Origin of the sequence: Paraglaciecola mesophila (assembly GCF_009906955.1) — a bacterium.
GTDB classification, from domain to species: Bacteria; Pseudomonadota; Gammaproteobacteria; order Enterobacterales; family Alteromonadaceae; genus Paraglaciecola; species Paraglaciecola mesophila_A.
The window spans coordinates 4874811-4901168 of record NZ_CP047656.1; the positions used below are offsets into that span (position 1 = coordinate 4874811).

The 26358-nt window shown below is 44.5% G+C and carries 23 protein-coding genes; 16 read left to right on the forward strand and 7 right to left on the reverse strand.

Annotated features, from left to right (window positions below; all coding sequences use genetic code 11):
- The first annotated feature begins 115 nt into the window (after positions 1-115).
- Positions 116-790 carry a type 1 glutamine amidotransferase domain-containing protein gene (locus tag FX988_RS20865; protein ID WP_160181983.1) on the forward strand — a complete coding sequence of 225 codons (675 nt, stop codon included), beginning with the start codon at positions 116-118 and terminating at the stop codon, positions 788-790.
- A 103-nt stretch (positions 791-893) separates the two neighbouring features.
- Here FX988_RS20865 and FX988_RS20870 read toward each other — a convergent pair whose 3' ends face one another.
- Both FX988_RS20870 and xthA read right to left on the reverse strand, forming a co-directional pair.
- Complete coding sequence (locus tag FX988_RS20870) at positions 894-1550, reverse strand: energy-coupling factor ABC transporter permease (RefSeq protein ID WP_160181984.1); 657 nt, start codon at positions 1548-1550, stop codon at positions 894-896.
- A gap of 14 nt (positions 1551-1564) precedes the next feature.
- A complete protein-coding gene (gene xthA / locus FX988_RS20875) occupies positions 1565-2374 on the reverse strand; it encodes an exodeoxyribonuclease III (protein ID WP_160181985.1) in 810 nt (269 codons plus the stop codon).
- Positions 2375-2687: 313 nt separating this feature from the next.
- On the opposite strand from xthA, the gene FX988_RS20880 reads away from it, so the two are divergent.
- The 8 genes from FX988_RS20880 to FX988_RS20915 all read left to right on the forward strand — a co-directional run bounded on the left by FX988_RS20880 (position 2688) and on the right by FX988_RS20915 (position 13747).
- Positions 2688-3383: a GntR family transcriptional regulator gene (locus FX988_RS20880; protein WP_160181986.1), complete on the forward strand. Its 696-nt coding sequence runs from the start codon at positions 2688-2690 to the stop codon at positions 3381-3383.
- Positions 3380-4534 carry a mandelate racemase/muconate lactonizing enzyme family protein gene (locus FX988_RS20885; RefSeq protein ID WP_160181987.1) on the forward strand — a complete coding sequence of 385 codons (1155 nt, stop codon included), beginning with the start codon at positions 3380-3382 and terminating at the stop codon, positions 4532-4534. The genes FX988_RS20880 and FX988_RS20885 overlap by 4 nt, the downstream gene beginning before the upstream one ends.
- Positions 4535-4546: 12 nt before the next feature.
- Positions 4547-5950, forward strand: a complete 1404-nt coding sequence (locus tag FX988_RS20890) for an MFS transporter (RefSeq protein WP_160181988.1) — start codon at positions 4547-4549, stop codon at positions 5948-5950.
- Positions 5947-6951 carry a sugar kinase gene (locus tag FX988_RS20895; protein WP_160181989.1) on the forward strand — a complete coding sequence of 335 codons (1005 nt, stop codon included), beginning with the start codon at positions 5947-5949 and terminating at the stop codon, positions 6949-6951. The genes FX988_RS20890 and FX988_RS20895 overlap by 4 nt, the downstream gene beginning before the upstream one ends.
- 66 nt (positions 6952-7017) lie before the next feature.
- On the forward strand, positions 7018-7734 hold the full coding sequence (locus FX988_RS20900) for a bifunctional 4-hydroxy-2-oxoglutarate aldolase/2-dehydro-3-deoxy-phosphogluconate aldolase (protein ID WP_160181990.1): 717 nt from the start codon (positions 7018-7020) through the stop codon (positions 7732-7734).
- The gene (locus FX988_RS20905) at positions 7731-10112 is read left to right on the forward strand and encodes a beta-galactosidase (RefSeq protein WP_160181991.1); all 2382 of its coding nucleotides are present in this window, start codon (positions 7731-7733) and stop codon (positions 10110-10112) included. The genes FX988_RS20900 and FX988_RS20905 overlap by 4 nt, the downstream gene beginning before the upstream one ends.
- Positions 10096-11268 carry an SMP-30/gluconolactonase/LRE family protein gene (locus FX988_RS20910; protein ID WP_160181992.1) on the forward strand — a complete coding sequence of 391 codons (1173 nt, stop codon included), beginning with the start codon at positions 10096-10098 and terminating at the stop codon, positions 11266-11268. Before FX988_RS20905 ends, FX988_RS20910 begins: the two co-directional genes overlap by 17 nt.
- Before the next feature lie 70 nt (positions 11269-11338).
- Positions 11339-13747 (forward strand): beta-galactosidase, encoded by a 2409-nt coding sequence (locus FX988_RS20915; RefSeq protein ID WP_160181993.1) that lies wholly within the window; start codon positions 11339-11341, stop codon positions 13745-13747.
- 96 nt (positions 13748-13843) lie between these two features.
- Here the strand turns inward: FX988_RS20915 and FX988_RS20920 are convergent, their stop codons facing one another.
- Entirely contained in the window at positions 13844-14860 is a 1017-nt protein-coding gene (locus tag FX988_RS20920) for an MDR family oxidoreductase (protein WP_160181994.1), read from the reverse strand.
- Positions 14861-14916: 56 nt separating this feature from the next.
- Positions 14917-15549 carry a TetR/AcrR family transcriptional regulator gene (locus FX988_RS20925; protein ID WP_160181995.1) on the reverse strand — a complete coding sequence of 211 codons (633 nt, stop codon included), beginning with the start codon at positions 15547-15549 and terminating at the stop codon, positions 14917-14919.
- A gap of 328 nt (positions 15550-15877) precedes the next feature.
- Between FX988_RS20925 and FX988_RS21925 the strand changes: the two genes are divergently transcribed.
- From FX988_RS21925 to FX988_RS20940, 3 genes are all read left to right on the forward strand, one after another.
- Positions 15878-16120 carry a GNAT family N-acetyltransferase gene (locus FX988_RS21925; protein WP_368361922.1) on the forward strand — a complete coding sequence of 81 codons (243 nt, stop codon included), beginning with the start codon at positions 15878-15880 and terminating at the stop codon, positions 16118-16120.
- 146 nt (positions 16121-16266) lie between these two features.
- A complete protein-coding gene (gene gloA / locus FX988_RS20935) occupies positions 16267-16809 on the forward strand; it encodes a lactoylglutathione lyase (protein WP_160181996.1) in 543 nt (180 codons plus the stop codon).
- Positions 16810-17166: 357 nt separating this feature from the next.
- Entirely contained in the window at positions 17167-18078 is a 912-nt protein-coding gene (locus FX988_RS20940; protein WP_160181997.1) for a 2OG-Fe(II) oxygenase family protein, read from the forward strand.
- A gap of 50 nt (positions 18079-18128) precedes the next feature.
- On the opposite strand, the gene FX988_RS20945 is transcribed toward FX988_RS20940, so the two are convergent.
- Positions 18129-19544, reverse strand: a complete 1416-nt coding sequence (locus FX988_RS20945; protein ID WP_160181998.1) for a hypothetical protein — start codon at positions 19542-19544, stop codon at positions 18129-18131.
- 142 nt (positions 19545-19686) lie between these two features.
- Complete coding sequence (locus FX988_RS20950; RefSeq protein WP_160181999.1) at positions 19687-20541, reverse strand: EamA family transporter; 855 nt, start codon at positions 20539-20541, stop codon at positions 19687-19689.
- Between the two features lie 1046 nt (positions 20542-21587).
- On the opposite strand from FX988_RS20950, the gene FX988_RS20955 reads away from it, so the two are divergent.
- The 3 genes from FX988_RS20955 to FX988_RS20965 all read left to right on the forward strand — a co-directional run bounded on the left by FX988_RS20955 (position 21588) and on the right by FX988_RS20965 (position 24194).
- Complete coding sequence (locus FX988_RS20955; RefSeq protein ID WP_160182000.1) at positions 21588-22547, forward strand: hypothetical protein; 960 nt, start codon at positions 21588-21590, stop codon at positions 22545-22547.
- A 111-nt stretch (positions 22548-22658) separates the two neighbouring features.
- Positions 22659-23111 (forward strand): GNAT family N-acetyltransferase, encoded by a 453-nt coding sequence (locus FX988_RS20960; RefSeq protein ID WP_160182001.1) that lies wholly within the window; start codon positions 22659-22661, stop codon positions 23109-23111.
- A gap of 495 nt (positions 23112-23606) precedes the next feature.
- Positions 23607-24194, forward strand: a complete 588-nt coding sequence (locus FX988_RS20965) for a cytochrome b (protein WP_160182002.1) — start codon at positions 23607-23609, stop codon at positions 24192-24194.
- A 106-nt stretch (positions 24195-24300) separates the two neighbouring features.
- Here FX988_RS20965 and FX988_RS20970 read toward each other — a convergent pair whose 3' ends face one another.
- A complete protein-coding gene (locus FX988_RS20970) occupies positions 24301-25170 on the reverse strand; it encodes an MYG1 family protein (RefSeq protein ID WP_160182003.1) in 870 nt (289 codons plus the stop codon).
- Positions 25171-25526: 356 nt separating this feature from the next.
- On the opposite strand from FX988_RS20970, the gene FX988_RS20975 reads away from it, so the two are divergent.
- The gene (locus tag FX988_RS20975) at positions 25527-26237 is read left to right on the forward strand and encodes a DUF1294 domain-containing protein (RefSeq protein WP_160182004.1); all 711 of its coding nucleotides are present in this window, start codon (positions 25527-25529) and stop codon (positions 26235-26237) included.
- Positions 26238-26358 lie beyond the last annotated feature (121 nt).

Below are 26358 nucleotides of genomic sequence, written 5' to 3' on the forward strand. Positions count from 1 at the left end.
ATTATTGCATATTTGCAATAATGATTTGCCATTTATCGGGATTATCAAACAAATGCCAAAAAGCTACACTCTTTTCATCGTAAAAACTTATCAATATCAACGCTAGGAGATACTAATGAAAAATGTACTAATTATTCTGACTAACCATGCCACGCTTGGCTCGACTGACGAAGCTAATGGTACCTACTCTCCGGAACTGACTCATGCCTTACACGCTTTTCTAGAAGCAGGTTATCACTATGAACTGGTATCAATTAAAGGTGGCAACGCACCTGTATACGGGGTTGATATGGAAGGTGATCAAATCAACAGCGATGTATTTATCAACGAAGATTTAGCCAATAAATTGGCAAACACGAAAAAAGCCAGTGATGTAAATCCAGATGACTACGATGCCGTGTTTTATCCTGGTGGTTTCGGCTTGCTGTCTGATCTAGCAGATGATGAAAATGTTGCTAAGTTGACGGCGACTATATTTGAAAAGGGTGCTGTTGTAGGCGCTGTATGTCACGGTCCTGCAGGTTTACTGCCTATTAAGTTATCAAGTGGTAAATACTTAATTGAAGACATCATGGTCACCGGCTTTACCCGTGAAGAAGAAGTGGAATACGGTACCATTAATAAAATCCCTTTCTTGCTAGAGGAGGCACTAACACGACGCGCCGGGCAGTATGCTAAAATTGCTCCTTGGGGTGAATACGTCATTAAACAAGACCGCGTAATTACTGGGCAAAACCCAGCGTCGGCGGGTGCTGTCGGTCAAGCGATGGTTGAGCGTTTAGCACAGTAGTCATTGCGTTATCGGTATAAAAAACCGCCGCTAAATGTTCATTTAGCGGCGGTTTTAATGTGTCTTAAGCTGATAAAAAGCGATCAGTTAGCCGATTAAGACTCTACTTTTTATGAATATAAAACTTTTCATAGAATGTGTAGGCCCACTGGGGCTTATAAATGATCATCAAGGTCATAGTCATGCCGTTTAGCATGCCCTCAGGAAACAGCAATAACCAAATCAGCACCAAATAATTGTCTTGAATAGTGTGCCAGTCGTATTGACCGTCCAGATAGAAATACCCGCCAAGTAAATACATTTTCACTGCCATCATTAATGCACCAGGTAAAAATGCACACAAAAATATATACACAAACACATGACGGGATAACTTGTGAAATACAAAGCTATAAATTAAATAGCTCAAACTCAAAGGAGCAAGCACACCAAGTAAGCCGTTTACCCCAAACATCCGCCAACTTTCTTCACCGACTACAGTGATGCCAAGCAAAGCCAAAAATGAGCTGATCACAGCCCAGCGAAAACCTAGGACCAACATCAATGCGGTAAGCCATAAGAAGTGCACCTGCAGCCCAGGGTAGATACCGGTCTGAAAAATCCATAAAAAGAACACACTGGCAGCACTGCCAAACACCAAATGCTGGATCTTTTTATCTTTCACTAAACTGGATAATGGCAAAAAGCGTATGACTGCCATTAAACATACCGCATATCCCACCCAAGCAAGGTATTGAATATTGGTGGTGTATTCTAACAAACTCGATTCCTCAGCTAATCTTTGTACTCAGCCCAAATAGGCGCGTGATCAGAAGGCTTTTCAATGCCTCTTAGCTCGTAATCAATACCGGCATCACTGAGCGATTCATGCAATTTTTTGGTGGCTAATATTAAGTCGATACGTAAACCACGATTATCTAAAAAGCCCTTAGAGCGATAATCAAACCAGCTAAAGTGCTCGTTTGTCTCTGGATTCAAAGTACGAAATCCATCACTAAAGCCCCAGTCAATCAAATCATTCAGCCATACGCGCTCTTCCGGCAGAAAACTGCATTTACCTGTTTGTAACCAACGTTTACGGTTTGGCTCACCTATGCCTATATCTAAATCAGTGTGCGAAATATTCACATCGCCCATTACAACAACGTTCTCATCAGGTGTGTGATGGGTAGTTAAATAAGTCGATAAATCTTCGTAGTATTTGCGCTTGGCTGGAAATTTGGTTTCATGTGAACGGTTCTCACCCTGAGGAAAGTAACCGTTCAATACACGCACGGTTTCGCCGTTGGGCATAGGGTAGCTAACCATGATCATGCGACGCTGGGCGTCTTCGTCATCTGTTGGGAAGCCGTATTGCACATCTGTGGGCTCTTCTTTACATAACATTGCCACGCCGTAATGTGCTTTTTGGCCATGAAAATACACTTTGTAACCCATTGCTTCCACGTCAGCCACAGGAAACATATCGTTATGCACTTTAATTTCTTGCAGGCCGATAATATCAGGTTGATGTTTGTCGATAAGTGCCTTTAGTTGATGGAGGCGTGCGCGTATACCATTGATGTTGAAAGAAATTATTTTCATAAAAAGCCAGTTATTTATATCGCTAAAACGGCCTATATCTTATCAGACCCTAGTGCGCTACTTCCATTAATTAATCCTGATAAAACGTTTCTTGTAGCGTTATTAGGGGGCCTTCTTATTCAAAGCGTCATGTCCTCGGTCGCGCGTAAGCCTCATTCTTGTGTCCTAAACGTGTCATTTTGGTTAATTAATTTAAAGTTAATTGTTGACAATTTACTATAATTTGTAGAATGTGTAATAAGAGTGTTGGAAAGCGACTTAACGATTTCTAATGCCACTTACTTCTCAACTTTATGTGTAATTTGGATTTTCCATGAGTGAACAAGTCTCAGGCCCCAGCCTTGGCATGCAAATTTTATTGCAGGGTGAGCAAAGCATTTACAATTGCATACTGGCAGACATTGCCACTGGCAAGTTAATCAGTGGTGATCGCCTAGTAACAACGCACTTAGCGAGTTGTTACCAAACCAGTATTAATCCTGTGCGTGAGGCATTAAAGCAACTTGAAGGGGAAGGCTTCGTCACGTTCCAAAAAAATAGTGGTGCGCGCGTGGCTGCATTCGAATATGCCACCATGCGTGAAGTTTTCGAAATATTACAGCTTCTTGAACCCTACTTTTTGGCCTGGTATGCCAAGCACTGCAGCGCTGAAAGTCTAGCGCGATTAGATGCAATTCAAGCGCAGCTAAGGTCCCTAAATGTGAATGACTCAGCAGGTCTACGTGACCTAGATACTGCCTTTCATTGGGAAATGTACCGTCATCATTACAACACCAGTGCGTTGCGTTTATGGAAAAATAAAAAGCTCATTTTACAAGCCTTACACGGAGATTTACCGGTTTGCCAAACGCGATTCAGCGCCACGATAAAAGAGCACGATCACCTACTGTATTTACTCAAAGCCGGGGATGAAGAGTCCGCCGTGCGTGCCTTAACCAAGCATGTCATCAGTGGCGGTGACTATTGGTCGAGTGTGATTACATCACAATTAAGTGAGCTTTCCGCATGAAAATAACAGATATCAAAACCTATGGTTTTTGGCTCGGCTTTCGCAATGTATGCCTGGTTAAGGTGGAAACCGACCAGGGCATTTATGGCTGGGGGGAATCTGGTTTATCTGGCAGAGAACAAGCGGTTATTGGTGCAGTTGAACATTTCAAACATTTTTTAATTGGTCAATCAGCTTTAAATATTAGTGCTTTGTGGCAAGAAATGTATCGCAGCCAATATTTTGAAGGGGGCAGGGTACTTGCCGCCGCGATATCCGCTATCGATATTGCCCTACATGATGCATGTGGCAAGTATTTCAACATGCCGGTTTACCAGTTATTAGGGGGAAAACAACGTGAGCGTATTCCACTGTTTGTTACCTCAACATTAGACTTTGGTGACGCTTTTGTTGATCACGTCTGTCAGCTTCAAAACGAAGGTTGGCAAGTGATACGAGCAACGACAGGCGAACATGGCTCAGTCGATAAGAGTGATGTTTTCGATGCACGAAAATCCATTGCCAAAGCGTCAACTTGGTTAACAAAAGCGCGTGAGACGTTAGGCAGCGAAACGGTGTTAGGTATTGATTATCATCATAGGTTAACGGTGGCCGAAACCGCTTCTTTTTGTCAACGTATGCCAAGCGGAACGTTAGATTTTATTGAAGAGCCGATTAGAGACCAATCTTTAGTCAGTTATCAAAACTTGCGCGCGATGGTCGATGTGCCCTTCGCCATAGGCGAGGAGTTCTCCAGCAAATGGGACTTTGTTCCATACGTGGATTCAGCGCTGACTAACTTCGCGCGTATTGATATTTGCAATGCCGGTGGGTTCACTGAAGCCATGAAGATTGCCGCTATGTGTGAAACCCGCTATATCGACATGATGCCGCACAACCCTCTAAGCCCTATATGCACGGCAGCATCAGTGCATTACTGTGCAGCAGTGGCCAACTTGAGTTGGCTCGAAATCGCTCCCTATGACGGAGACTTGGCGCAATATGACGAAATATTTAGTCACCGCCCTAAAGTCTCAAATAATACCTTCGACGTGACCAATCGCCCAGGGTTGGGCATCGATGTGAACGAATCAAACATTCCTAAAAATGGCTTCAAATTCTGGGAGCCACCACGCTTAATCAAGCCTGACGGCTCATACACCAATTGGTAAGCGAGTAAATAGATGGCAATAACACAACACATTAACACCCATTCTGCGTCTGCAAAGAGCAAGAGTAAGTTTGGTGTTCTAGCGCTGATATTTTTAAGCGTCGTGATCAACTACATGGATCGAACCAATATATCTGTGGCGGCACAAGCCATCTCAGATGATTTGGAATTCAGCAAAGTGCAGATGGGCATCATATTCTCAGCGTTCGCTTGGACTTACTCTATTATGCAAATTCCTGGCGGCATGTTAGTGGATTCAATACGTATACGCCTCTTGTATCCGTTTATCCTAGTGGCATGGTCGCTGGCAACCATAGTCCAAGGGCTACTGAGTAGCTTCTCAGCCATTGTTGGTTGTCGTATGGCAATTGGTTTTTTTGAAGCACCTTCATACCCAGCAAATAATAAAATTGTGACCCAGTGGTTTGCTGAACAAGAGCGAGCAGGTGCCATTGCGGTATATACCTCAGGGCAATTTATTGGTCTCGCCTTTTTAATGCCAGTATTGGCGCTTATTCAACAATGGTTTGGTTGGCGAGGGTTGTTTTTTATCTCGGGTGGAATTGGCATTATTTGGGCCGGCGTCTGGTATCTACTGTATCGTGACCCCGCTGTTCAAAGTGAGTCGAATACTGATAACCAAGATGCTATCACAGGCGACACACCCCAAAAATTGCACAATGACAGACAGACTACAGATCCTTCGCAAGCACAGGCGACTGCCAGTTGGCGAAATCTCAAAATTGCGTTTTCTAGCCGAAAGTTATGGGGAATATACATAGGGCAATTCTGCTTAGGCGGTACGCTTATTTTCTTTTTAACTTGGTTTCCCACTTACTTGGCTGAGTATCGTGGTTTAAGCGAATTAAATACCGGCTTTATCGCCTCTATTCCTTTTCTAGCTGCCTTTTGCGGGGTATTGCTGTCTGGCTTTTTGTCCGACTGGTTAGTACGAAAAGGGGTCTCAAATGAGGTAGCACGCAAAGCCCCAATTATTGTTGGCTTATTGCTATCAAGTACGGTGATTTTAGCCAACTACGTTGAGAGCACCCAGTGGGTCACGTTTTTCTTATCGGTCACGTTTTTTGGTAATGGGTTAGCATCAATCAACTGGGTGTTTGTGTCACTCATCGCGCCTAAACACATGGTGGGGTTAGTGGGAGGTTGTTTTAATTTTATCGGGGGATTATCCGCCGTCACAGTACCGATTGCTATCGGTTATCTAGCAAAAGACGGTGACTTTCGGCCCGCACTCATCTTAGTGGCCTGTTTAGCGCTTGTTGGCTTGTGCTCTTATCTTTTTCTTGTTGGCAAAGTAGAACAAATTCAACTTCCTCCTTTAGATACGAGTGACGGTCCGCTATCTGATACCCAAGTAATTCATCAACACCCTAGCTCAAGTGGAGAAACAAAATGAGTAGCGTTTTTTTTGGTGAAGTGATGTTGAGATTAACGCCAGCCATGCCCCAGCAGCAGTTAATAGTGGCGAAAAATCTCAGTGTCGACTTTGCTGGAGCAGAGACCAATGTAGCCAGTTCATTGGCACGTTTAGGCCATCAATGCCACTTTGTTAGTAAATTACCTGAGAACCCACTGGCACAGCACGCTCTTGCCAGCTTACATCAATATGGTATTCGCACCAAACATGTGATTCGCGGTGGTCAGCGAATTGGCAGCTATTTTATTGAACTAGGGTCGTCAATTCGCCCATCGAAAGTGGTGTACGACAGGGCGTATTCTTCTATCGCTCAAATCAGTGAAAATGAATTCGATTGGGCAGAAATTTTTGCTAATAAGCAACACTTTCACTTAAGTGGCATTTTACCGGCGCTTTCTGAGCAATGTGCCACTGAGAGTATTAAAGCCGTACAAGTGGCGCGAAAAATGGGATTGTCAGTTAGCTTCGATTTGAATTATCGGCGCAGCCTATGGGCTGATAGCAGTCTCGCGCGGGACTACTTTAGTCAAATCTTAGCTCATAGCACATTGGCGTTTGGTAATGCAGGCGTGATGCAAGACGTGTTCGATTTTACCCCAAAATCTACAGACAATATCGCGGCGGCAAAAGATATTGGTTTATTCCTACATGAACATTTCGCAGTTGATGCTGCTATTACCCAGCGAAATCATCACAGCGCCAACCAAAATACGCTACGTGGTTTTTACTTAAGCGGCGAGACAGTCATTGCCTCAAACGATATCACAGTAGACATTCTTGACAGACTCGGCACTGGGGATGCCTTTGCCGCGGGTATTCTGCATGGTTTGTTCCAAGGCTGGAGCAAAGATAAAACTGTGCAATTTGCCAATGCCGCATTCGCCTTAGGGCATACCTGTTACGGCGATCAAAACTGGCTAAGTGAAGCGGAAATTATGTCAGTGGCCCAAGGCAATATATCCGGCCATATCATTCGATAATGCCGGGCTTTTTCAAACGTACCAGCAAGAAAAATGAATTTAATTTATCAGTAAGTGAGAACAAAGATGGCCATGCCAGACAACAGCCAGATGATTGAGACAATCGCACCAGCAAGTCAATCAAATACCATGACGCGAGACGAGGTGCGCCAGCGCCTTATCCGCGAAAAACTAGTGGTAATCATTCGAGTGACTGATCCAAACGATATTCCGCCGATTTTAGCGTGTATGCATAAAGCCGGTGTTGGGGCGGTCGAAATAACCAGCAACACGCCAGGTTATCAAAACGCCATTACTCAGGCACGTACACACTACCCAGATATGTTAATTGGTGCAGGCACGATCACCGACATTAGCTTGGTCGATGAAGCCACAAAAGCAGGAGCGCAATTTTTGGTGACCCCGAATACCAGCGCTGATGTGGTGCGCCATGCTCACAGTTTGGACGTACCTGTGGTGATGGGAGCGTTAACGCCCACTGATGTGGTTAATGCTACGCAAGCCAAAGCTGACATCGTAAAGCTTTTCCCCGCAGGGGCCATGGGCACTGGGTATTTAAAAGACTTGGCTAAAGGTCCGTTTTTAAACACGACCTTTTTCCCTGTGGGCGGCATCGATGAACATAATTACCAGCAATGGATGCAAAACGGCGCTGCGGGCATAGGGATCGGCGGAGCGCTGGCATCTCCCGTGAGCAGTGACGAAGAAGCAGAGACACTGATAGTCAAGGTATCCGCAATGGTTGAAACCTTAAAAAAATACCCTGTTAAGGAGGCAAAATGAATACATTTTCAAGCGCTAAAGGCTTCTTAATTGCTAATCGCTTTTTAAGCGCTAAAGGCTTTATGTTAAGCGCAATCGCCCTCGCATTTACGACAGTGGCGGGTTGCGATCAACAGGCGGCCGATAACACTGCTGCCCCTGCGAACAAGGCTACGGAAAAACTGACGGCAGTTACTGCATTACCATGGAATTTTTCCGATACCAAGGTTTTAAAAAGCCTGACTTTGACCGCAGCAGATACGCGCGTTATTGATGAAAACGGCGAGCAAAAGTTGGCAATCGATCTGCATTCGAAAAATAACAAAAAAGCAGGTTTTAGCTTCACCCCTAACAAACCGTGGGATTGGAGCCAAGAAGGACAGTTTGCCTTCGCGTTAGACATCGAAAACCCCGATGCACACTCTGTTCATCTCTATGTATCTGCCAAAGATGCAGCAGGGCAATCACACAATCGTAGTTTTGTTGTGCCCGCCAACTCAAGCGATACCTATTTTATGGCGCTTAATGACCCTGATTTGTCTATTGAGACCGGTATTCGTTCCAATCCGAATAATTGGCAAAGTGAATACACGCCAATGATTTGGCGTTACGGTACCAAAAAAATTGATTTAAGCCGGGTGAAAAGTATTGAATTTGATGTCAGAGGTGTCGCTGAGGATAAACATCTAATCGTGGATAACCTTCGCTTGATCAAGCCGCAAGCATTGGACGACCAATATCTGGTGGGTTTGGTAGACGAATTCGGCCAAAACGACAAACGTCAGTTCAACAACAAAATTGAAAGCGTAGGACAGCTGCGCGCATTAAACGCCCAAGAACAAGCCTCATTTAGCCACACCGTACCAGAAGGTCGCTCTAAGTTTAACGGTTGGGCAGACGGGCCGAAACTGGAAGCGACAGGTTATTTTAGGACCGCAAAATATCAAGGAAAATGGACCTTAGTTGATCCACAAGGCTATTTGTTTTTCTCAAACGGTATTGCCAATGTGCGTATGTCAAACACCTCAACCATTACCGGTTATGATTTTGACCAACAGTTTATTCAACAGCGCGCAGCGGGAGATTTTACCCCAGAGGATTCAATCGGTTTGAATCGCGCCCCAGAAGCAGCATGGCCAAGTCGTCACGTTAGCTCTGAGCTAAGAGCGAATATGTTCACCTGGTTACCCAGCTATGATGAACCGTTAGGAAAGCATTTTGGTTATCGTCGTGAAGTACACACGGGTGTGGTTGAAAAAGGAGAAACATACAGCTTCTACCGCGCCAACCTAGCGCGTAAATATGCCAGTGATGAGCCAAATGTCTTCATGTCCAAATGGCGCGACACCACAGTAGATAGAATGCTTGATTGGGGTTTTACCTCTTTTGGTAATTGGATTGATCCTAGCTTTTATCAACTGAATCGCATTCCCTATTTTGCGAATGGTTGGATCATAGGAGACTTTAAAACCGTCAGCAGCGGCAATGACTATTGGAGCCCATTGCCTGATCCATTCGACCCTGTTTTTAAAGAACGAGCGATGGTTACCGCGAGCAAGATTGCCCAAGAAGTGCAGGATAATCCTTGGTGTGTTGGTGTGTTTATCGACAATGAAAAAAGTTGGGGGCAAGAGGGGTCCATTGAAGGTAAATATGGCATTGTTATTCATACCCTTAATGTTGACGCAAACGAAAGTCCAACCAAAGCGCAATTTGTGGCGTATTTAAAAAGCCGCTACAGCGATATCCAGCAACTCAATGCAAAATGGAACACACAGATCCGCTCTTGGGATGCACTCGCCAAAGGTGTATCCATAAGTAAATTCAACGATCCATTGATTGCAGATCTTTCAGCTATGCTCAGTTTATACGCCGAAAAATACTTTGAAGTCGTGCACGATGCGGTCGCACAGACTCTGCCTAATCATATGTACATGGGAGCACGTTTCGCTGACTGGGGTATGACGGATGAAATTCGCAAAGCCGCCGCAAAATACGCAGACGTCATGAGTTACAACTACTACAAAGAAGCCATTACCGACGAAGCGTGGGGCTTCTTAGCCGAGATAGACAAACCGAGTATTATCGGAGAGTTTCATAACGGCGCCCTCGATTCTGGCTTGCTCAATCCGGGCTTGATCCACGCTGAATCACAAGCAGATAGAGGGAAAAAATATCAAGAGTACGTTAATAGTGTCATTGATAATCCGTATTTGATCGGTGCTCATTGGTTCCAATACATTGATTCACCCCTGACGGGACGAGCATATGACGGTGAGAACTACAATGTGGGTTTTGTTAGCGTAACCGATACGCCATATAAACCTTTGGTTGATGCGGCCAAAGACGTTAATCAGCAGATTTACACTAGGCGGTTTGGCAATGCTCAATCTAAATAAACGCTATGTAGTAACCACTATACTTAGTGCTATCACCCTGGTGGCGCTAGGCGGATGCACAACAACGAGTGCACCGTCAGGTAAGGGGGAGCAAGCTCAGGTTCAACGTACCCCGGCATCAAGGTTAGATGCTGCGTCGCTCAATGGGCCTGTGCGTGTCGGTGCCTTTGAAATTTTTGACCCTAAAGTGCTCAGTATTTTGGACCTAGAGGCCACTATTGACGTTTTAGCCAGAGGCTTTGAGTGGGTGGAAGGGCCTGTTTGGTCTGCTGAAGATGAGGCTCTACTATTCTCAGATATCCCAACGCATAAAGTTTATCGTTACAAAGCAGGGCAGGGTGTAAGCGAGTTGCTTACCCATAGCGGTTTTTCGAACGGCTTAGTATTTAACAACCAACAGCAACTTATTTTAATGCAGTCTCGCACTCGCCAAATTGGGTTGTTAAAAAACTCAATAAGTACGTTATTGGCTGACGGGAATAAGCGTGCCCGACCCGTTGCTTCAGCCCCAGACGGGCACACCGAGAAAAAAGTAAGCACAGGCGATGCGACGTTTGACGCAAGCAAGTACCTCGTTCTCGCTAGCCACTTCCAAGGCAAAAAGTTTAATAGCCCGAATGATGGGGTTTTCAGTCGTAAAGGAGGTACCAAAGGTACGCTCTATTTCACTGACCCGCCCTATGGGTTAGCGAAGCAATTAGAGGATCCGGCCAAAGAGCTGGCGTTTCAAGGCGTATATGCTTTGAGCCCTAAGGGAAATTTAACCCTGCTTGACGATTCCCTTGTTTATCCTAATGGCATTGCATTGTCTCCTGACGAGAAAACACTCTATGTATCGGCCTCTAACACTGCTAATCCTAGTTGGTATAACTACGTAATAGACGATGACGGTCGGGTACACAGCCGCAAGTTGTTCCATCAAGCGCCTGTTCAATCACACAGCCAGCATGGTTTACCCGATGGCTTAAAGGTGCATCGTAGCGGGATCGTGTTTGCGACGGGTCCCGAGGGAATTTGGGTTTTTGACCCTCAAGGCGTATTGCTGGCAAAAGTGCATTTGCCGAGTATAGCGGCCAATTTAGCGTTTAATGCAGATCAAACAAAAGTCTTTGTGACGGCTCACCATCAATTACTTAGTTTTAGTTTAAAACCTTAGGTTAGCTTCAGCCTTGAGTAACCGCACGTACTCATGGCTGAACAACCTATTTCACAACGGGAAGAACAAGATGAAATACCGACAATTAACCAAAAAGGCTTCCTTTAGTCTGAGCGCAATTGCCCTAGCCATTGCTTTGACCGGCTGTAGTAATGATCAACAAGAAGTGGCCCAGTCCAAGCGTGCCCAAGAAGAGTTTACTGGTAAAAATAGTCAACAGGGCGCAGCGCAAGACGCATTTGCTAACGAGCAAAGAATTGCTTCGTTGATTGACTTTGATAACAAAGAGCAATTTTCTTGGTTGCATGAAAGCGATATTTCCTTGACGCAGATCACCAGTAGCGACAGCATGGCTAATAAACAGCTAGCAGTGGAGTTTGAAAGTGCTGGTAATATTTCTACCTTGCGGGTGGAGCCTCCCACTCCGTGGAATTTGTCTGAGTACGAAAACTACAATATTGCGTTTGATGTACAAAACACTAGTCAAAGTTCGGTTCATTTGTATTTGTCATTAGAGAATACTCAGGGCCAGATACAAAGCCACTCTATTGCCTTGGCGCCTGATTATTCAGGAACAGTTTACTTCCCTCTTGATGGCATAGAAGCCGAAACTGACAGCGGCATGTGGGGCGATGTGCCTCATTGGCAAACCCAAGATGACTTAATGGTGTGGCGCTCTTGGCGCAAAGCAGACCAAGATTATAGCCAAATAAAAGCACTCAACTTTTTCACCATTGGAATATTGCAAAACAAATCTGTGATTTTAGATGATGTGCGTTTGCGTGCTAACCCAGTACATGACGCCAGTGTTATGGTCGGGTTAATTGATAAATATGGGCAAAACGCCAAACAAAGTACGCCTCTTGATGTGCATACCGACGCACAATTAAAACAAAAAGCTGACGAAGAGTTAGCTGAATTAGCCAAATCAACGGGCATGCCAGACCGCTCTCGTTTTGGTGGATATACTAAGGCGCCTAAACGTGAAGCAACCGGTTTTTTTAGAACCGAAAAAGTCGACGGAAAATGGTGGATGGTCGACCCAGATGGTTACCTGTTTTTCTCTCATGGCCCTGCTAACGTGCGCATGGCGAATATGACCACGCTAACGGGGATTGATTACGATCAGCCGAGTATTCGCAATCGCAGTAGTGAGGAAATTACCCCAGAAGATTCCATGGGGATAGTGCACATTCCTAACGAAATCAAAGACAAACGTTATGTTATTTCCGAGGCCCGGCATGACATGTTCCAGTGGTTACCTAGCTATGATGATGAGCTAGCAGAACATTACAGCTACCGCCGTTCAACGCATAAAGGGCCGATCCCCCACGGTGAAACCTATAGTTTTTATCGCGCAAACTTAGAGCGCCGATATGGTGATCATGGCGAAAAAAATGGTGTACCTTCCTACGTAGACACTTGGCACGACGTCACCGCCAAACGCATGCACGACTGGGGTTTTACCTCTTTTGGCAATTGGGTTGATCCGGCATTTTATCAATCAGAGCAAGTACCTTATTTCGCCAATGGCTGGATTATTGGTGATTTTCAAACCTTGTCAGGGCATACCAATCACTGGGGGCTGATGCCTGACCCGTTCGATCCTGTTTTCGCACAGCGGGCGAAAGTGACTATTGATGCGATTGCACAGAATATTCAATCTTCGCCTTGGTGTGCTGGGGTGTTTATTGACAACGAAAAAAGTTGGGGCGAACGCGAAGGCACGGTCTCTCAGCGCTATGGCGTGATATTAGATGCCCTATCTAAAGGAGTGAGTGAAAGCCCAGCAAAACAAGCATTTAGTCATTATATGCACGAAAAGTATCAGACCATTGATGCCCTAAACACAGCTTGGTCATCAGATTTTACTAGCTGGCAAGCGTTCGATGAGGGGGCGACTTTCGAAGACTACAGTGCCGAGCAAGTAAGCGATTTATCAAAAATGCTGGAAATGTTAGGAGAGCAATACTTTAAAGTGGTGCATAACACCCTAGAGGCCGCTTTGCCAAATCATCTGTATATGGGGGCACGTATGGCGAACTGGGGTATGCCTGACGAGATCATTACCGCTTCATTAAAATACTCAGATGTGCTGAGCTTCAATATTTATGAAGAAGGGGTGCAAGAACATTATTGGAAATTTTTAGAAGAGGTTGATTTACCTGTGGTGATTGGCGAGTTCCATATTGGAAGCACCAAAGAATCAGGTATGTACAATCCTGGCATTGTGCATGCTGCCAACCAGCGTGATAGAGCAAAGATGTATAAAGAATACATGCAAAGCGTACTGGACAAACCCTATATGGTTGGGGCCCACTGGTTTCAGTATATTGACGAGCCGATTACTGGGCGTGCCTTTGATGGCGAAAATGCCAATATTGGTTTTGTCACTGTGACTGATATGCCATATCCGCAAATGATTAAAGCGGTCAAAGAGGTGACATCCACCATGTACCAACAACGCCTAGCGAAGTAACATGCGTTAATCATTCGCGAACACGCCCAATGTTTATTGGGCGTTTTTCTTTATAGACATTTAGACGCAGCGCGCTTTCACATCAAAAAACTGGGTTTAATTAGCCTGTACATTCACAACTAAGCGACCTCGAATTTCCCCATCAAGTAATTTTGTTGCTGCTTCTACCACTTGTTCTAAGGTGATCTCTTGGGCGATATCATCAAATACGCTAGGCTCAAGAATGTCACTTAATCGCTGCCAAGCTTCTTTTCTGTCTGCAATGGGGCGCATCACGCTGTCGATGCCAGCTAACGTTACACCGCGTAAAATAAAGGGGGCGACACTGGCAGGAAAGTCCATACCTTGGGCCAAACCACAGGCTGCCACGGTACCACCGTATTTTGTACTGGCGCAGGCATTGGCTAACGTGTGACTGCCCACTGAATCAATGACGCCTGCCCAGCGTTCTTTTGCAAGTGGTTTACCCGGCGATGAAAGTGTTTCTCGATGAATCACTTCACTTGCTCCAAGTGATTTAAGATAGGGACTTTCATCTAAGCGCCCGGTCGAGGCAACAACGGTATAGCCCAGTTTTGACAAGATTGAAATAGCGAAACTGCCCACACCACCATTTGCACCTGTTACCAGTATTTCGCCTTTATCTGGGGTGACGCCGTTTTTTTCTAGGGCCAATACACACAACATAGCGGTGTAACCTGCGGTGCCTATGACCATTGATTGCTTAGGGCTAACATTAGCCGGCAGGGGAATTAACCACTCGCTCTTCATTCTTGCTTTTTGGGCTAAGCCTCCGCTGTGCTTTTCACCTACACCAAACCCATTGTTGATCACCACATCGCCTACGTTAAAATCTGCGCTGTCACTGTGTTCCACCACGCCCACCAAATCAATGCCGGGCACGAGTGGGAATTGACGTACGACTGGGCTTTTACCCGTGATCGCCAATCCATCCTTGTAGTTCAAAGTGCTGTACAACACTTTAATGGTGACGTCGCCCTCTGGTAGCAAGTTGTCATCAATTTGCTGTAGCCCTGCATGATAGCCTTGCTCATTTTTGTCGATAAGAATGCCGCTGAATGTTGAGTCTGTCGCTACTGAGTTGTTGTTCATGTTTTCTCCAATTTAGACCGATCGTCTATTAATAATTGTAAAAAAAACCTCACTCGTTAATGAGTGAGGGTGAGTAAAAAGTATTGTAAGAATAATCTGAGAGGTTTATCACTTTGCGTTAGCTTGGCGCGGCTGACTGCGCCTTCCCAACCTATCCAAAAATACTCAGCTAACGCGTGACAATCTGCTGCCGAGTGAATCTCGTGACGGGCTTTTGCCTCCTCTAAACACGTGGCTACCTTGTGCTGCCAGTTGGCAAACACTTTGGCGAGCTGTCCTCGAAAGCTAACGGGTAGTGCATCGACTTCTTGCCCCAAGTTGCCAACTAAACAACCACGCTTAAAATCGTGGCGGGCCATGCCATGAGCTGCGTCATTCACGAAATTTTCTACGCGCATTAAGGGGGCATATTGTTCATTACGTAGGTGAAAATCCAGCTTGGATGAAAAATAGTTGTCGTATTGCGTAATAAGCATTTCACCGTAGGCTTCTTTACTTGCAAAGTAATGGTAGAACGATCCTTTAGGCACCCCAGCCTTTTTCAATATGGTATCGATGCCTGAAGAGGCAAAGCCAAATTCTGTCAGGTGCTCTAAACCGACCCGGATAAGTTCTGCTTTAGTATCAGGGTTGTCGCGAGCCACTTTTGGTGGGCGGCCACGCCTTGGTTTTGTGATAGGTATTTTCATATGGCTATATTAGACCGATCGTCTAATTAATTGCAATGGCTTTTTAATGACCCGATCAGTTGATGCTAAATCGGTTGTGGATATACTGGGTTTACTCGCTTAGATTAACGGACTGTTTTCTTTGGAAAACCAATCGCAGATAAGGAAAAAACTGTGACATTAAAAAATGAATGTCTGGTTAATGAACCTCCAAAGGTCAGTGAGTTTTGTGTTTTGCGTCAAAGAGTAGGGTGGGGTGATACGTGCCCTGAAATGGCTAAGCAAAGTCTGCAAAACAGTCTGTATTGTGTGTATTTACATTGATAATAACCTTTGCGCCACCGGTCGCGTGGTAGGAGACGGGGTGATGTATTTTTATATTCAAGACGTCATTGTCGACCCTGAGTATCAAGGCCAAGGCTTAGGCGACAAAGTCATGTTCGAAATAGAAACCTACTTGCAAGCCACGTGTAAAACAGGCGCTACTATTGGGTTATTTTCGGCTGCGAACAAGGAAGGTTTTTACCTCAGATACGGATATTTAGCACGGCCTACTCGGACCTTAGGTTCTGGTATGTACAAAACAGTTTAAACTTGATATTTCAAATGCATTAAACAAGGGGGACTTTTAATTTGATGCCATAAGTCAGCCCATTGTTAAGGTATGTACTTGTCCCCATGTTAGTTAATTCTCAAGACTAAATGTAATTCATTACTACTACGTAAGGAGCTGTTTGTATGAGTCGTCATTTTGATAAGGCCGATGGCCTGTGTGAAGATAGAGATCCCGCCACGCTTGGCTATGTGTTTAACCAGACTATGTTACGTATTGCTGATCCCAAGCGTTCGTTAGATTTTTACACACGTGTGATGGGTATGACCTTGTTGAAGCGCCTTGATTTCCCTGAAATGAAATTCAGTTTGTATTTTTTAACTGCAGGAGACGACTTTTCTGATGTCAGCCAAGACACTAATACCCGCACAGTGCAAACCTTTGGCCGCCCAGCTATGTTAGAACTGACGCACAATTGGGCTGATACCGCGGACAATATCCAGTATCACAATGGCAATAGTGAGCCCAAAGGGTTTGGGCATATCGGCTTTCACGTGCCTGATCTTGAAACCTCGTGCCAGCGTTTTGAAGACTTAGGCGTGCCGTTTCAGAAGCGCCCCAATGACGGCTCAATGAAAGGGATCGCCTTTATAAAAGACCCAGATGGGTATTGGATTGAGATTTTTGATGCCAACAAAGTCGCAGGCAATATTGCAGACCACCTGTAAGTATATAACAGGGCGTATATTCATGCGCCCACTGCCTTTTAGGCTTCTAACTTCTCGACCTTTGCGCCTCTTAGTTTCTTAACCTCTCAACCTCTCAACCTCTCTATATCTTAGCTATTTGTTACACAGCAGCCTAGGTACTTGGCTCACGGTTTCGCTTGAGTGAAGTACCGCCTCTCATGCTCTGGAGTTCGTTAACGTTAATGTGCCGTTGCTAGCCTTGAACAACTGGCTGATTATATAGAATTAATTGATATTGTTTCCTTTCATAGCTTATTTATCCATTAAATGCGATGTAATAAATTACAGCTCTAGATTGCAAATATAAGATTTAGCAACATCTTAGGAATAACAATTATGTCAACGAATCAATTACATCAGGCACGTCACTTAACGTTACCCTCTCGAGAAGCCATGCTTCATAGAGTGCCTTCGGTACAGCAGTTTTGGACCCACAACTACCATCTTTTGAGGGAGGCATGGAAAGAGTGGGAAGAAAGCCAAAACGCGAGTCTTTCGCCTATAGGCAGCGCTTTGTTAGACAGTCGTTTACGCGAAGCGGTGGCGCACGCGTGGGAAGATCCAAGTAAAGAATCAGCCGTGTTAGAATTGATGCATGAAGTAGCACCAGATGTGTTTGAGTTTCAGTTTTTTGAGCCCCAGCGTTTGGCCGATTTACGGACTTACCTTGAGCAGGCCTGGGATGCGCAAATCCCACTTCGCCCGCCCTATGGTATCGTATTAAATCGCCGCGGTGCGATGCTCGACAGCCGCTCTGAAGGTTACTTAGCTGCCCCAGGTTTTCAGGCGTTTTATCGTGAATTGCTTAACACCTACATGCGCCCGATAGCACGCTTATTGTTCCCTGAAATTATGGGTTACGATACGCAAACCTTTGGTTTTTCGATTCATTATAAGCCCAATACAGATACGTCGATTCGACCCCATACCGATGCGTCAGCGGTGACATTGAACATTAATATCAATCTGCCGAACGAACCTTTTACTGGTTCAACTGTGGACTTTTATAACCCAAGTGCAGGGAAAATGATCCCACTGGCATTTACCTCAGGCAGTGCCATGATCCACCGGGGCAATGTGGTTCACGCCGCTCAGCCTATTACTAGTGGTGAGCGCACAAATTTAGTACTTTGGTTATATGGCGACAATGGCAGAATGCCAATCCAAGGCACCCAGCGCGACTTAGTTGATGCGAAGCTGCGCTGGAGAATGCCAACCGGCCAATTGGACAATTTTGCACCGTTTTAACAAGGATTCGGTTTGTAGGTGCCTAGACGGCCGCACACTAAACCAAGTGGTTAGGGTGTCTCCCCACTAGGGGTGGCTGATGTCTTTTTCGGTTCGATGTCTTTTGGGGTATCAATTGCTTCGATATTAATAATGTTCGAGCGATTGAGCGTGACTTTAAAGCGCTGGATCTGCTGTTGCCGGGCTTTATTAGTATGCATCATTACCACATTGATTTGATAGCGTCGTTCTACCGCTTGTTTGGTAATTTTTTGATTTTCGAGGGAATAGAGTCGTCCTTCACCTTTGCGCAAAAAGCGCACGAATGGGGTGAGGTTAAAGTATATTCTTTGTTGAATTTCATCGTAGCCAGGCAGAAAGCTCTTGGCGTTCACTTTGGTTTCGCTGCGAAAATGCAATAGTTTGGCTGCTTGTTTATTTTGCTGGCGTCTGGTTTGAAAGACCTTATCAATTTGCTTGGGTAAATCTTTGCTACTGATATATTCAAGCCAGATCGTTTGGCGCGCTACTTTGCTTTTTGTCACACTGTGGCTGTACAGCAAACGCCATTTAGGTAAACCTTTTTGGATCCGTCGCCAAATCAAGCGTGTAATGTCTTCTTTAAAGATTTCCCTGAGCCCGTAAATCACCCCTAACATACCCACTAGCGCTATCGTAACTTCGGTAAAGTTGGTGCGGGCGTTAAGGACCAGTAACATTACAAACGCCATGATAATTGCGGTGACAGTGCCTTTTACTAGCCGGTTTAAATAACTGTTTAAGTTTTTGACCTGCTTTTGAAATACCACTCCGTATTCAATCAGGCGCTGTAATAAGCGCATTTTATTGGTGATACGGTTGGGATCACTCAAGGTAACAGAGGAGTTATATTGGTTTTCTTTGCGGTATTGATTTTCACGCCGACAAAGACCAATTAAAAACTGGTGCTCGCTGGTAAAGTCGCTCGTTTTAGGCGCACGAGACAGCAGCTTTAAGAATGATTGTTCAACTTGCCAACTTAAGTAATTATCGGCGTTTTCAAAATAGGCTCTAAGTTTTTGATCAGACGGTGTGTAGCGTCTCAATTTTTTCAACAAGCCAGAGGTTTGCTCCGCAAGTTCAATCGCATGAGGATAGAACGCTTTGGGATCTTTAAGCTTAATGGTTTGCTTTATGTCAGTATCAAGGGCGGTACGTATTTGGTATGAGTACAGGTTCAAGTTCAAACGGTAATCGCTTTGTTCGCCTTTTTTTTGGCTGATGAAACGACTGCGAACCAAAGGCACATGGAGTTGATCAGAATAGTAGGCGCTTTGACACTGAATACTGTGATGAAAATACTGCTCTTCCGACAAGGTTTTCGCGTTAATGCCCATTTCTTCAGGGATAGAAAAATACAGATCGAGACGCTGCTGGTCACTGGGTAACAATTGGTAGCCCACTCGAATGGAGAGGTTTTCATCTTGAGTGAGTTTAATGTTATCCACTTATAGGGGGCGCTCCTTTTGGTGCAACAGCGATGAAGACATTAGTGATTATTATGCCTTATTTTGCTAAGTATGACTAATATGTGAAGTGCCTGAGCCGCTAAGGCTGTTAGGGCCTTTTTCGCGAAAGTCGCGTGCTATATCAGCGTTTTTGCGGTGAAAGGCTACTGCCAATTGACGCCACAATCACCAGCCCAATAGCGGCCCACTGTAGCAAAGTGAGTTGCTCACTCAAAATAACGAAGCCGGCTAGGGCGGCAACAGCGGGCTCTAAGCTCATCAACACACTAAATGCCTGAGTGGGCATATTTCTAAGGGCAACCATTTCTAATGAATAAGGCAGCGCGCTAGATAACACCCCAACTAGCAGCCCGAGCGGTAACACCTGCCAGCTAAACAGTTCAACTCCTTGCGTGACCACACCTACGGGGACGAGGACTAAGGCGGCTACCGTTATGCCTAAGGCGACAGTAATGCCACCAGATGCTTGTTTACCTGTACGGGTACCAAATAGAATATAACCTGCCCAACAAGCGCCAGCCCCTAGCGCCATTAATGCGCCAACCAGATCCAGCCCTTGAGCACTGGTTAAATCAGGCATGAGAAGAACAATTCCCGCTATAGCGCAGGCGACCCAAACAAGATCGCTTTTTCGCTTAGAGGAAAACAGCCCAACGGCCAAAGGCCCGGTAAATTCAAGGGCAACAGCGATGCCTAATGGGATACGCTCAATCGCTAAATAAAACAAAATATTCATGCCGCCCAAACATAAACCATAAACAATAACACTGCGCCAATCTCGCCCTTGAGGTAAAGCGCGCCAAGGCCGAAATACCAGCCACAGTACAATTGCTGCAAAACCTAAACGCAAGGCGGTGGTGCCATCTGGGCCGACAATAGGAAACAGCTGTTTTGCCAAAGACGCACCAGATTGGATGGTGACCATAGCCAGTAATACGCAGCCTATTGCCGTCAGAAGTACGCGGTTGATTTGCATAGAGAAATTGTCCGGAAAAACGAATCATTTTAGGGGCGGTATTCTACCTGAGGAAATGGGATTTCACACTGAGTTTGCTTGTGTCCTTTGCTGGGGTATTCGCTGCGCACACGTTATGCACTTTGTGCACCGAGCACAGCTTTATGTATCTTTATGGCCTGCGGCCACTATGCGCTGCGCTTACCGTCATCCATGACGGGTATGACTCTCGTCCCTACGAGCCAGTCCCTTCTTTCCAACAGCCAAAAGAAGTAACCAAGAAAGGCCGCCCTCCAGCCAATTTTGCCCCCCATAGTTTAAAGCGACTTCAATGCCAGAACGGCGAAAGGTAACCTCCATGTAAAACACTTCGCCTTGTCCAGACATCCCTGTCTGGTCATCTGACAAGCCGCTTTAAAATATGGAAAATTGGAGTCGGTATAAAAGACAAAAGCAAAGCAGCGACGTTGTCGCCAGAGCATGCGCTTCGCTTATCTATGCACTTCGTGCACCAGCATCCATGCTGGGTATGACAGACCATCCATGGTCAGCCAGTCACTTTTTCAAAAGACGACAAAGTAACCAAAAAGTCTTTTGCTCCAACAAACTTTCTTAACCGCTAAAAGTAACGGCTTTAATGTCAGAACGGCGTGAGGAAACATCCCTGTAAAGCAACACGCCTTGTCCAGACGTCCATGTCTGGCCATCTGTCAAGCCGATACTTCTATCGGGAAAGTTTGAGTCGCGTAAAAACAAAAGCAGCGACGTTGTCGCCAGAGCATGGGCTTCGCTTAGTCTTGAGCAGAAAATAATTCTCACTTTCTTCAACAATTCCGGTAAACAACAAGATCTTGGAAGTTTTCCGTGTTTCTACAAGAGCAAGTTCTATACATGGAAAAATTTTAACCTGTACAACAAGTTAGAGTGTATGCTAAAAAAGACAGATAAGGAAAGGCGGAAAACTTCCGTGATTAAATGCGGAACTTTTCCTGCTATTAATACTGTTAGAGCCTTAAGAAGTTTTTGTACTTGGTTTAGGCTGTTTCAATAATGAAAAAGGAATTTCAATGAGTAGTACAGCAAATTTATTCGAGCTCCATTATTACTTCAATAACGATTCACACTTAATAGATGCATCATTGCGAAATAGGTGTGAAGGTGAAGTATTAGCCATCCTCAATGAAGCCGCCTCAATTTTATCCATTGATGCTTCCTTATATTCTAGCATCCCCAGCGAAGGCGGATTTAGGGACTTTTGGAAAGCAATGGGTAAAAATAATAATCAGATCACAATCTTACTAGTAATCGCCACGATAGTTCTTTCTCGAGTCCCTACAACAGATCCAGAGATGGAAGCTTTAGAAAAAGAGATAAAAAAGCTTACGATTGAAGAAAAAAAGTTAAATATAGAAAAGCTTAAACTTGAACTCGAAGAAAAGGCAGTTGCAGAAGTAGATAAAAATGTAATAAATAAAGCTGCAAAGGTAATAGATAAAAATCTCAAAATAGTGAAAAGAAGGTCAAATCTTTACAGCTTACTTTCAAATGAGCATACGATAGACAAGGTGGGGTTTACACTCTCAGATTCAGATAGCGGTGATTTTTTTAGTGATGAGCGCCAGATATTGAGGGAAAATTTCACTAAGTTCATTATATGCTCCGATACACTTCGTGCAGAAGTTGATGAAAATGCAGTCATTGAAATTATCTCTCCAGTACTTAAAGAAGGCCGGTTTAAATGGAAGGGAGTTTACGAGGATGCCGTGATTTCATTCGATATGAACGACGCAGATTTTAAAGAAGATGTTCTACTTGAAAATATTGCATTTAAACATGGTTCATGTATCAGATGTGTATTGAGAAAATCCAGAGAAATAGACGAAATTGGTGAGGTTAAGGTGACGGGCTATGCCGTCACAACTGTTGTAGAAGTTATTGAAGGCGATGAAGTGCATAAAACTAAACAGGGTATTAGATATCGCCATACGAAAGCTCTTAAAGATTCACAGCAGGATTTCTTTAGCTAACGGCTCTAACAAGCGCATTAACACTCGCTGCGCTCGCAAGGGACAAAAATACGTAGGCTAGCATTTCACAGGGAGTCATTGTGTCTATACCTAAAAGGAAATTACAGTAAAATGGAAATTTATAGGGCTGATAAAACTAAAGTCGAAGCTGCCTCAAAAGTTTTTGATTTATATCGTCAATTTTATGGGCAAAAGTCAAATTTCGACGCTTCTATTGAATTCTTATCTGAGCGTTTCGAGAAAGTGGATTCAAGATTCTTTATTGCACTCAGCTCAGATGGAGAACCTTTAGGGTTTATTCAGCTTTATCCTTCATTTTCATCTGTTGCTATGAAAAAAATGTGGTATTTAAACGACTTGTTCGTTGTGCAAAGTGCTAGAGGTAAAGGTGTGGCTAGTGCATTGTTAGATCATGTAAAAACTTACGCTAAAGAAAATGACAGCTTCTCTTTAAAATTAGCAACGGCAATTGACAATGTTCCAGCAAAAGCGCTCTATGAAAAACACGGTTATAGCAAAGTAACTGCATTCGACCATTATGTTCTCCGAACAGATACGGTATAACAACCCAGTCAAACACGCTCACTGCGTTCGCTAGGACGCATACATGCGGGGCGACTCCGCCATTATGCCCTAGTGCCTGCGCCCGTTATTGAAAAGTTAGAGTAACGTCATTCAAGAGTTTGAAACTAGGTATAGACCTTTGAAAAGTACCTGATGACTACAAATATGTCGCATTCTTGGATGTTCTTGGTTTTAGTAATATGGTTATTAATAAATTCGAACAAACGCTCGAAATATACGAAAAATTAATTGATGCGATGCGGATGTATGAGTTGTAGAGACACCCATGTTAACCGTTTACTCAATTTCAATGGGCTTGGATAGGCGATATTAAATTTGATTCTTAATATTGGGCCTTTATCAATCTGGGGGCTACCGTTGTCGGTGAGGTCCTCTAGAAAGCGATATTGAGGGGATTATGCTGGTTTCCGCTGACGTTTAAGGGGAGATTTGTTAGAGTCAAGCTTAGACTCTTCATCTACCTTGGAATCATTTATGGGACTTAAAAATACGCCCAGTAACTATGGCGCTATTGCGAAATGGTTACATTGGACAACCGCTTTATTGTTTTTAGGCTCGTACGCCACTTTTTATTATAAGGAGTGGTTTACGCAAGCGAGGGCCCCTGAGGGTTTTACTGCACTTCAGTTGCATTTTTCTATTGGGATTACGGTCGCGGTTCTTGTTGTTTTACGTATTCTCTGGCGAATGACTAATCGTATTCCTGACTTGGAGCCGGGGTCAAAATGGGTGCATTTCTTTGCGCACTGCGGTCATTATGCGCTGTACGCAATCATGATCATTATGCCAATTACTGGTTATATGGGCACAGGTGGTAGCACTGACTACTTTTTCCTGTTTGAAATTCCAAAATTTGAAGACACGGCGCTTTTTCAGAATATAGTCAGCGGAGGACTCGGTTTATCTTTTGAGGAATTCGAAAAGCCATTAGATTTCATTCACAAAAAGATATTAGGTGAATGGCTCCTGTGGATTTTGATTTTAGGCCATGCTGGGGCTGCGCTTTTTCATCATATAGTGAATAAAGACCGTACGTTATTGAAAATGACCACAGGTAAGTAACCAAACCGTTTATTTGCTGGGGCAACCTTGGCTAGCTTCTGCGTAAATAGCCAAGGTTTGTTAGTTTGAAGCAGGCAACTGCTAGATGCGTTACCCTTTAGGGGCTTTACTCTTTGAGTGCCAGTTCGGCCATTTTCATTGTGCTTTCGAAGGATGCGGTGCCGGCTATGAATAAGCCGTTGTGGCAGAACATGGCGTCTTCTATGCCTGTTTCTGCTTGTAGTTCTGCATCTGATAAGCCAGCCCATGGTTTGGGTAACGATTTTCTATCTTCGAATGAGCCAGGTTCAACTGGCACGGTTTGGATCATCCATTGCCCTGATTGTGACGGGTAGACCATATACAATGCTTGCTCTGATAGGGTATGAACAGTTTTCTTCCATGGGGTGTATTTTTCTAGCACGATCACTCTTGGGTCTTGTGCGTTTTTTATCGCTTCGGCGACGATGGCTTTTGCGTTTAACCCACCGCTGGCGGCTGCTATTGCACGGGCTAATATACGTGCTGCGAAATCAACCGCTTCATTAAAGCCGCTATCAAAATCACCTTCTTCTTGCCATGTTGGGTTGAACATTGAAATGGTTTGGCTAAGGCTAATGCCTTCAGCGACCCCTTTAACATGGCCGCAGTCGATGGCGTCAATGGTGGATACCAGACCGGCATCAATCGCGTTGGCTAGCTCTTGATTGTTCTCGCATATGGCGAGGCCGTATTTCTGCCAAATCAAACCAAATGACGAGTAGGGCACGCCATTGTCGCGCTCGCCCGCACCACCGCGTTGGTGATGATCGAAACGGTCTGTTGCTGCATCGTGCTCTCCACCTACATCAATCACCACATCCGCCTTGGCGATAATGTCTTTATCACGGGTGCGAATGAGGGTAAACGTAGGGAACACGCTTTTAAGGGCTGCGACACTGAATACATCGTCAGCATGAAAATTGCCGCTGTGGGTGACTACTATTTTATCATTCATTAATTTGCGTCATTTATTGAGAAGAAAAGAAAGGCGTCGTTCGCTATACGTTAAGCATAAAAACGACTTAGCGCACTATTATTTATACAAGAGAAAACATGTATTTATACAAGAAAAAACTTGGCGCGATTCTATCTGAAAACAAAGTGAAATTTTGAACTAATTAGCAAGTTGCCAATATAAGTTCGCCCTTGGGGGGTGAACACTTAGCGCATGGCGGTGGGGTGATAGGATTTTTATGTGGGTGTTTCGCTGCATATCCAGTGATACAATTTTTAAAAAGTATCGCCGCGCGTTCTGCCAATTCCGTGAAGTGGTATTAGAAAGCACGGTAAATCGAAATTTAATGAGGGATTATGCGCTATCAAGGAAAGGTATTTAATTGGAATGACGATAAAGGGTTTGGTTTTGTTGAGTCAAATGGTGGCGGCGAAAGAGCCTTTGTGCATATCAAAGCATTTAATCCGCGTTCAAGACGGCCCATTGATGGTGACATTATTATTTATGATGTTGTTCAAGGAGATAGTCATCGCGCTAAAGCGGCTAATATTCAGTTCTCTCGGGACGCAACAGGTGCGTTAATCAAAAGACCGAATTTAAAAAATGTACATAGTAAAAACAGTGGCAAAAATAGCCAAACCGGTCAAAGCCGCCGATCTAAAGGCAAAGCACAAAGTTATACCTTGGCAAATACGTTTATCTTGCTGTTTTGTGTAGGGATAGTGCTATCTGTATTGCTTGGCCCTTTACCGCCTGTGGTAGGTGGTATTTATATGGTGATGAGCGTTATTGCCTTTCTTGCCTACGCGATTGATAAAAACGCCGCACAAAAAGGGCGTTGGCGCACCAAAGAAAGCACCTTACATCTGTATGCATTACTTGGCGGCTGGCCCGGGGCATTACTGGCGCAAAATAAGCTCAGGCATAAATCAAGTAAAAACGAGTTTAAGCAGGTTTATTGGCTCACTGTGGTATTAAACCTAGGCGCTTTGTACTGGCTGCACACAGAAGAGGGCATACAGTTTTTGAACCGCTATATTGTGCCGATTTTCGATGGCCTATTGTAACGATTTACACGGGGCAAAGTGTCGAGTACATGGTACGCAAAGCCGTGCATTATTCGTTAAGCTAGCCGCAAGGTTCAACACAAGATGCAACACAAGGTGCAACACAAGGTGCAACAACCTA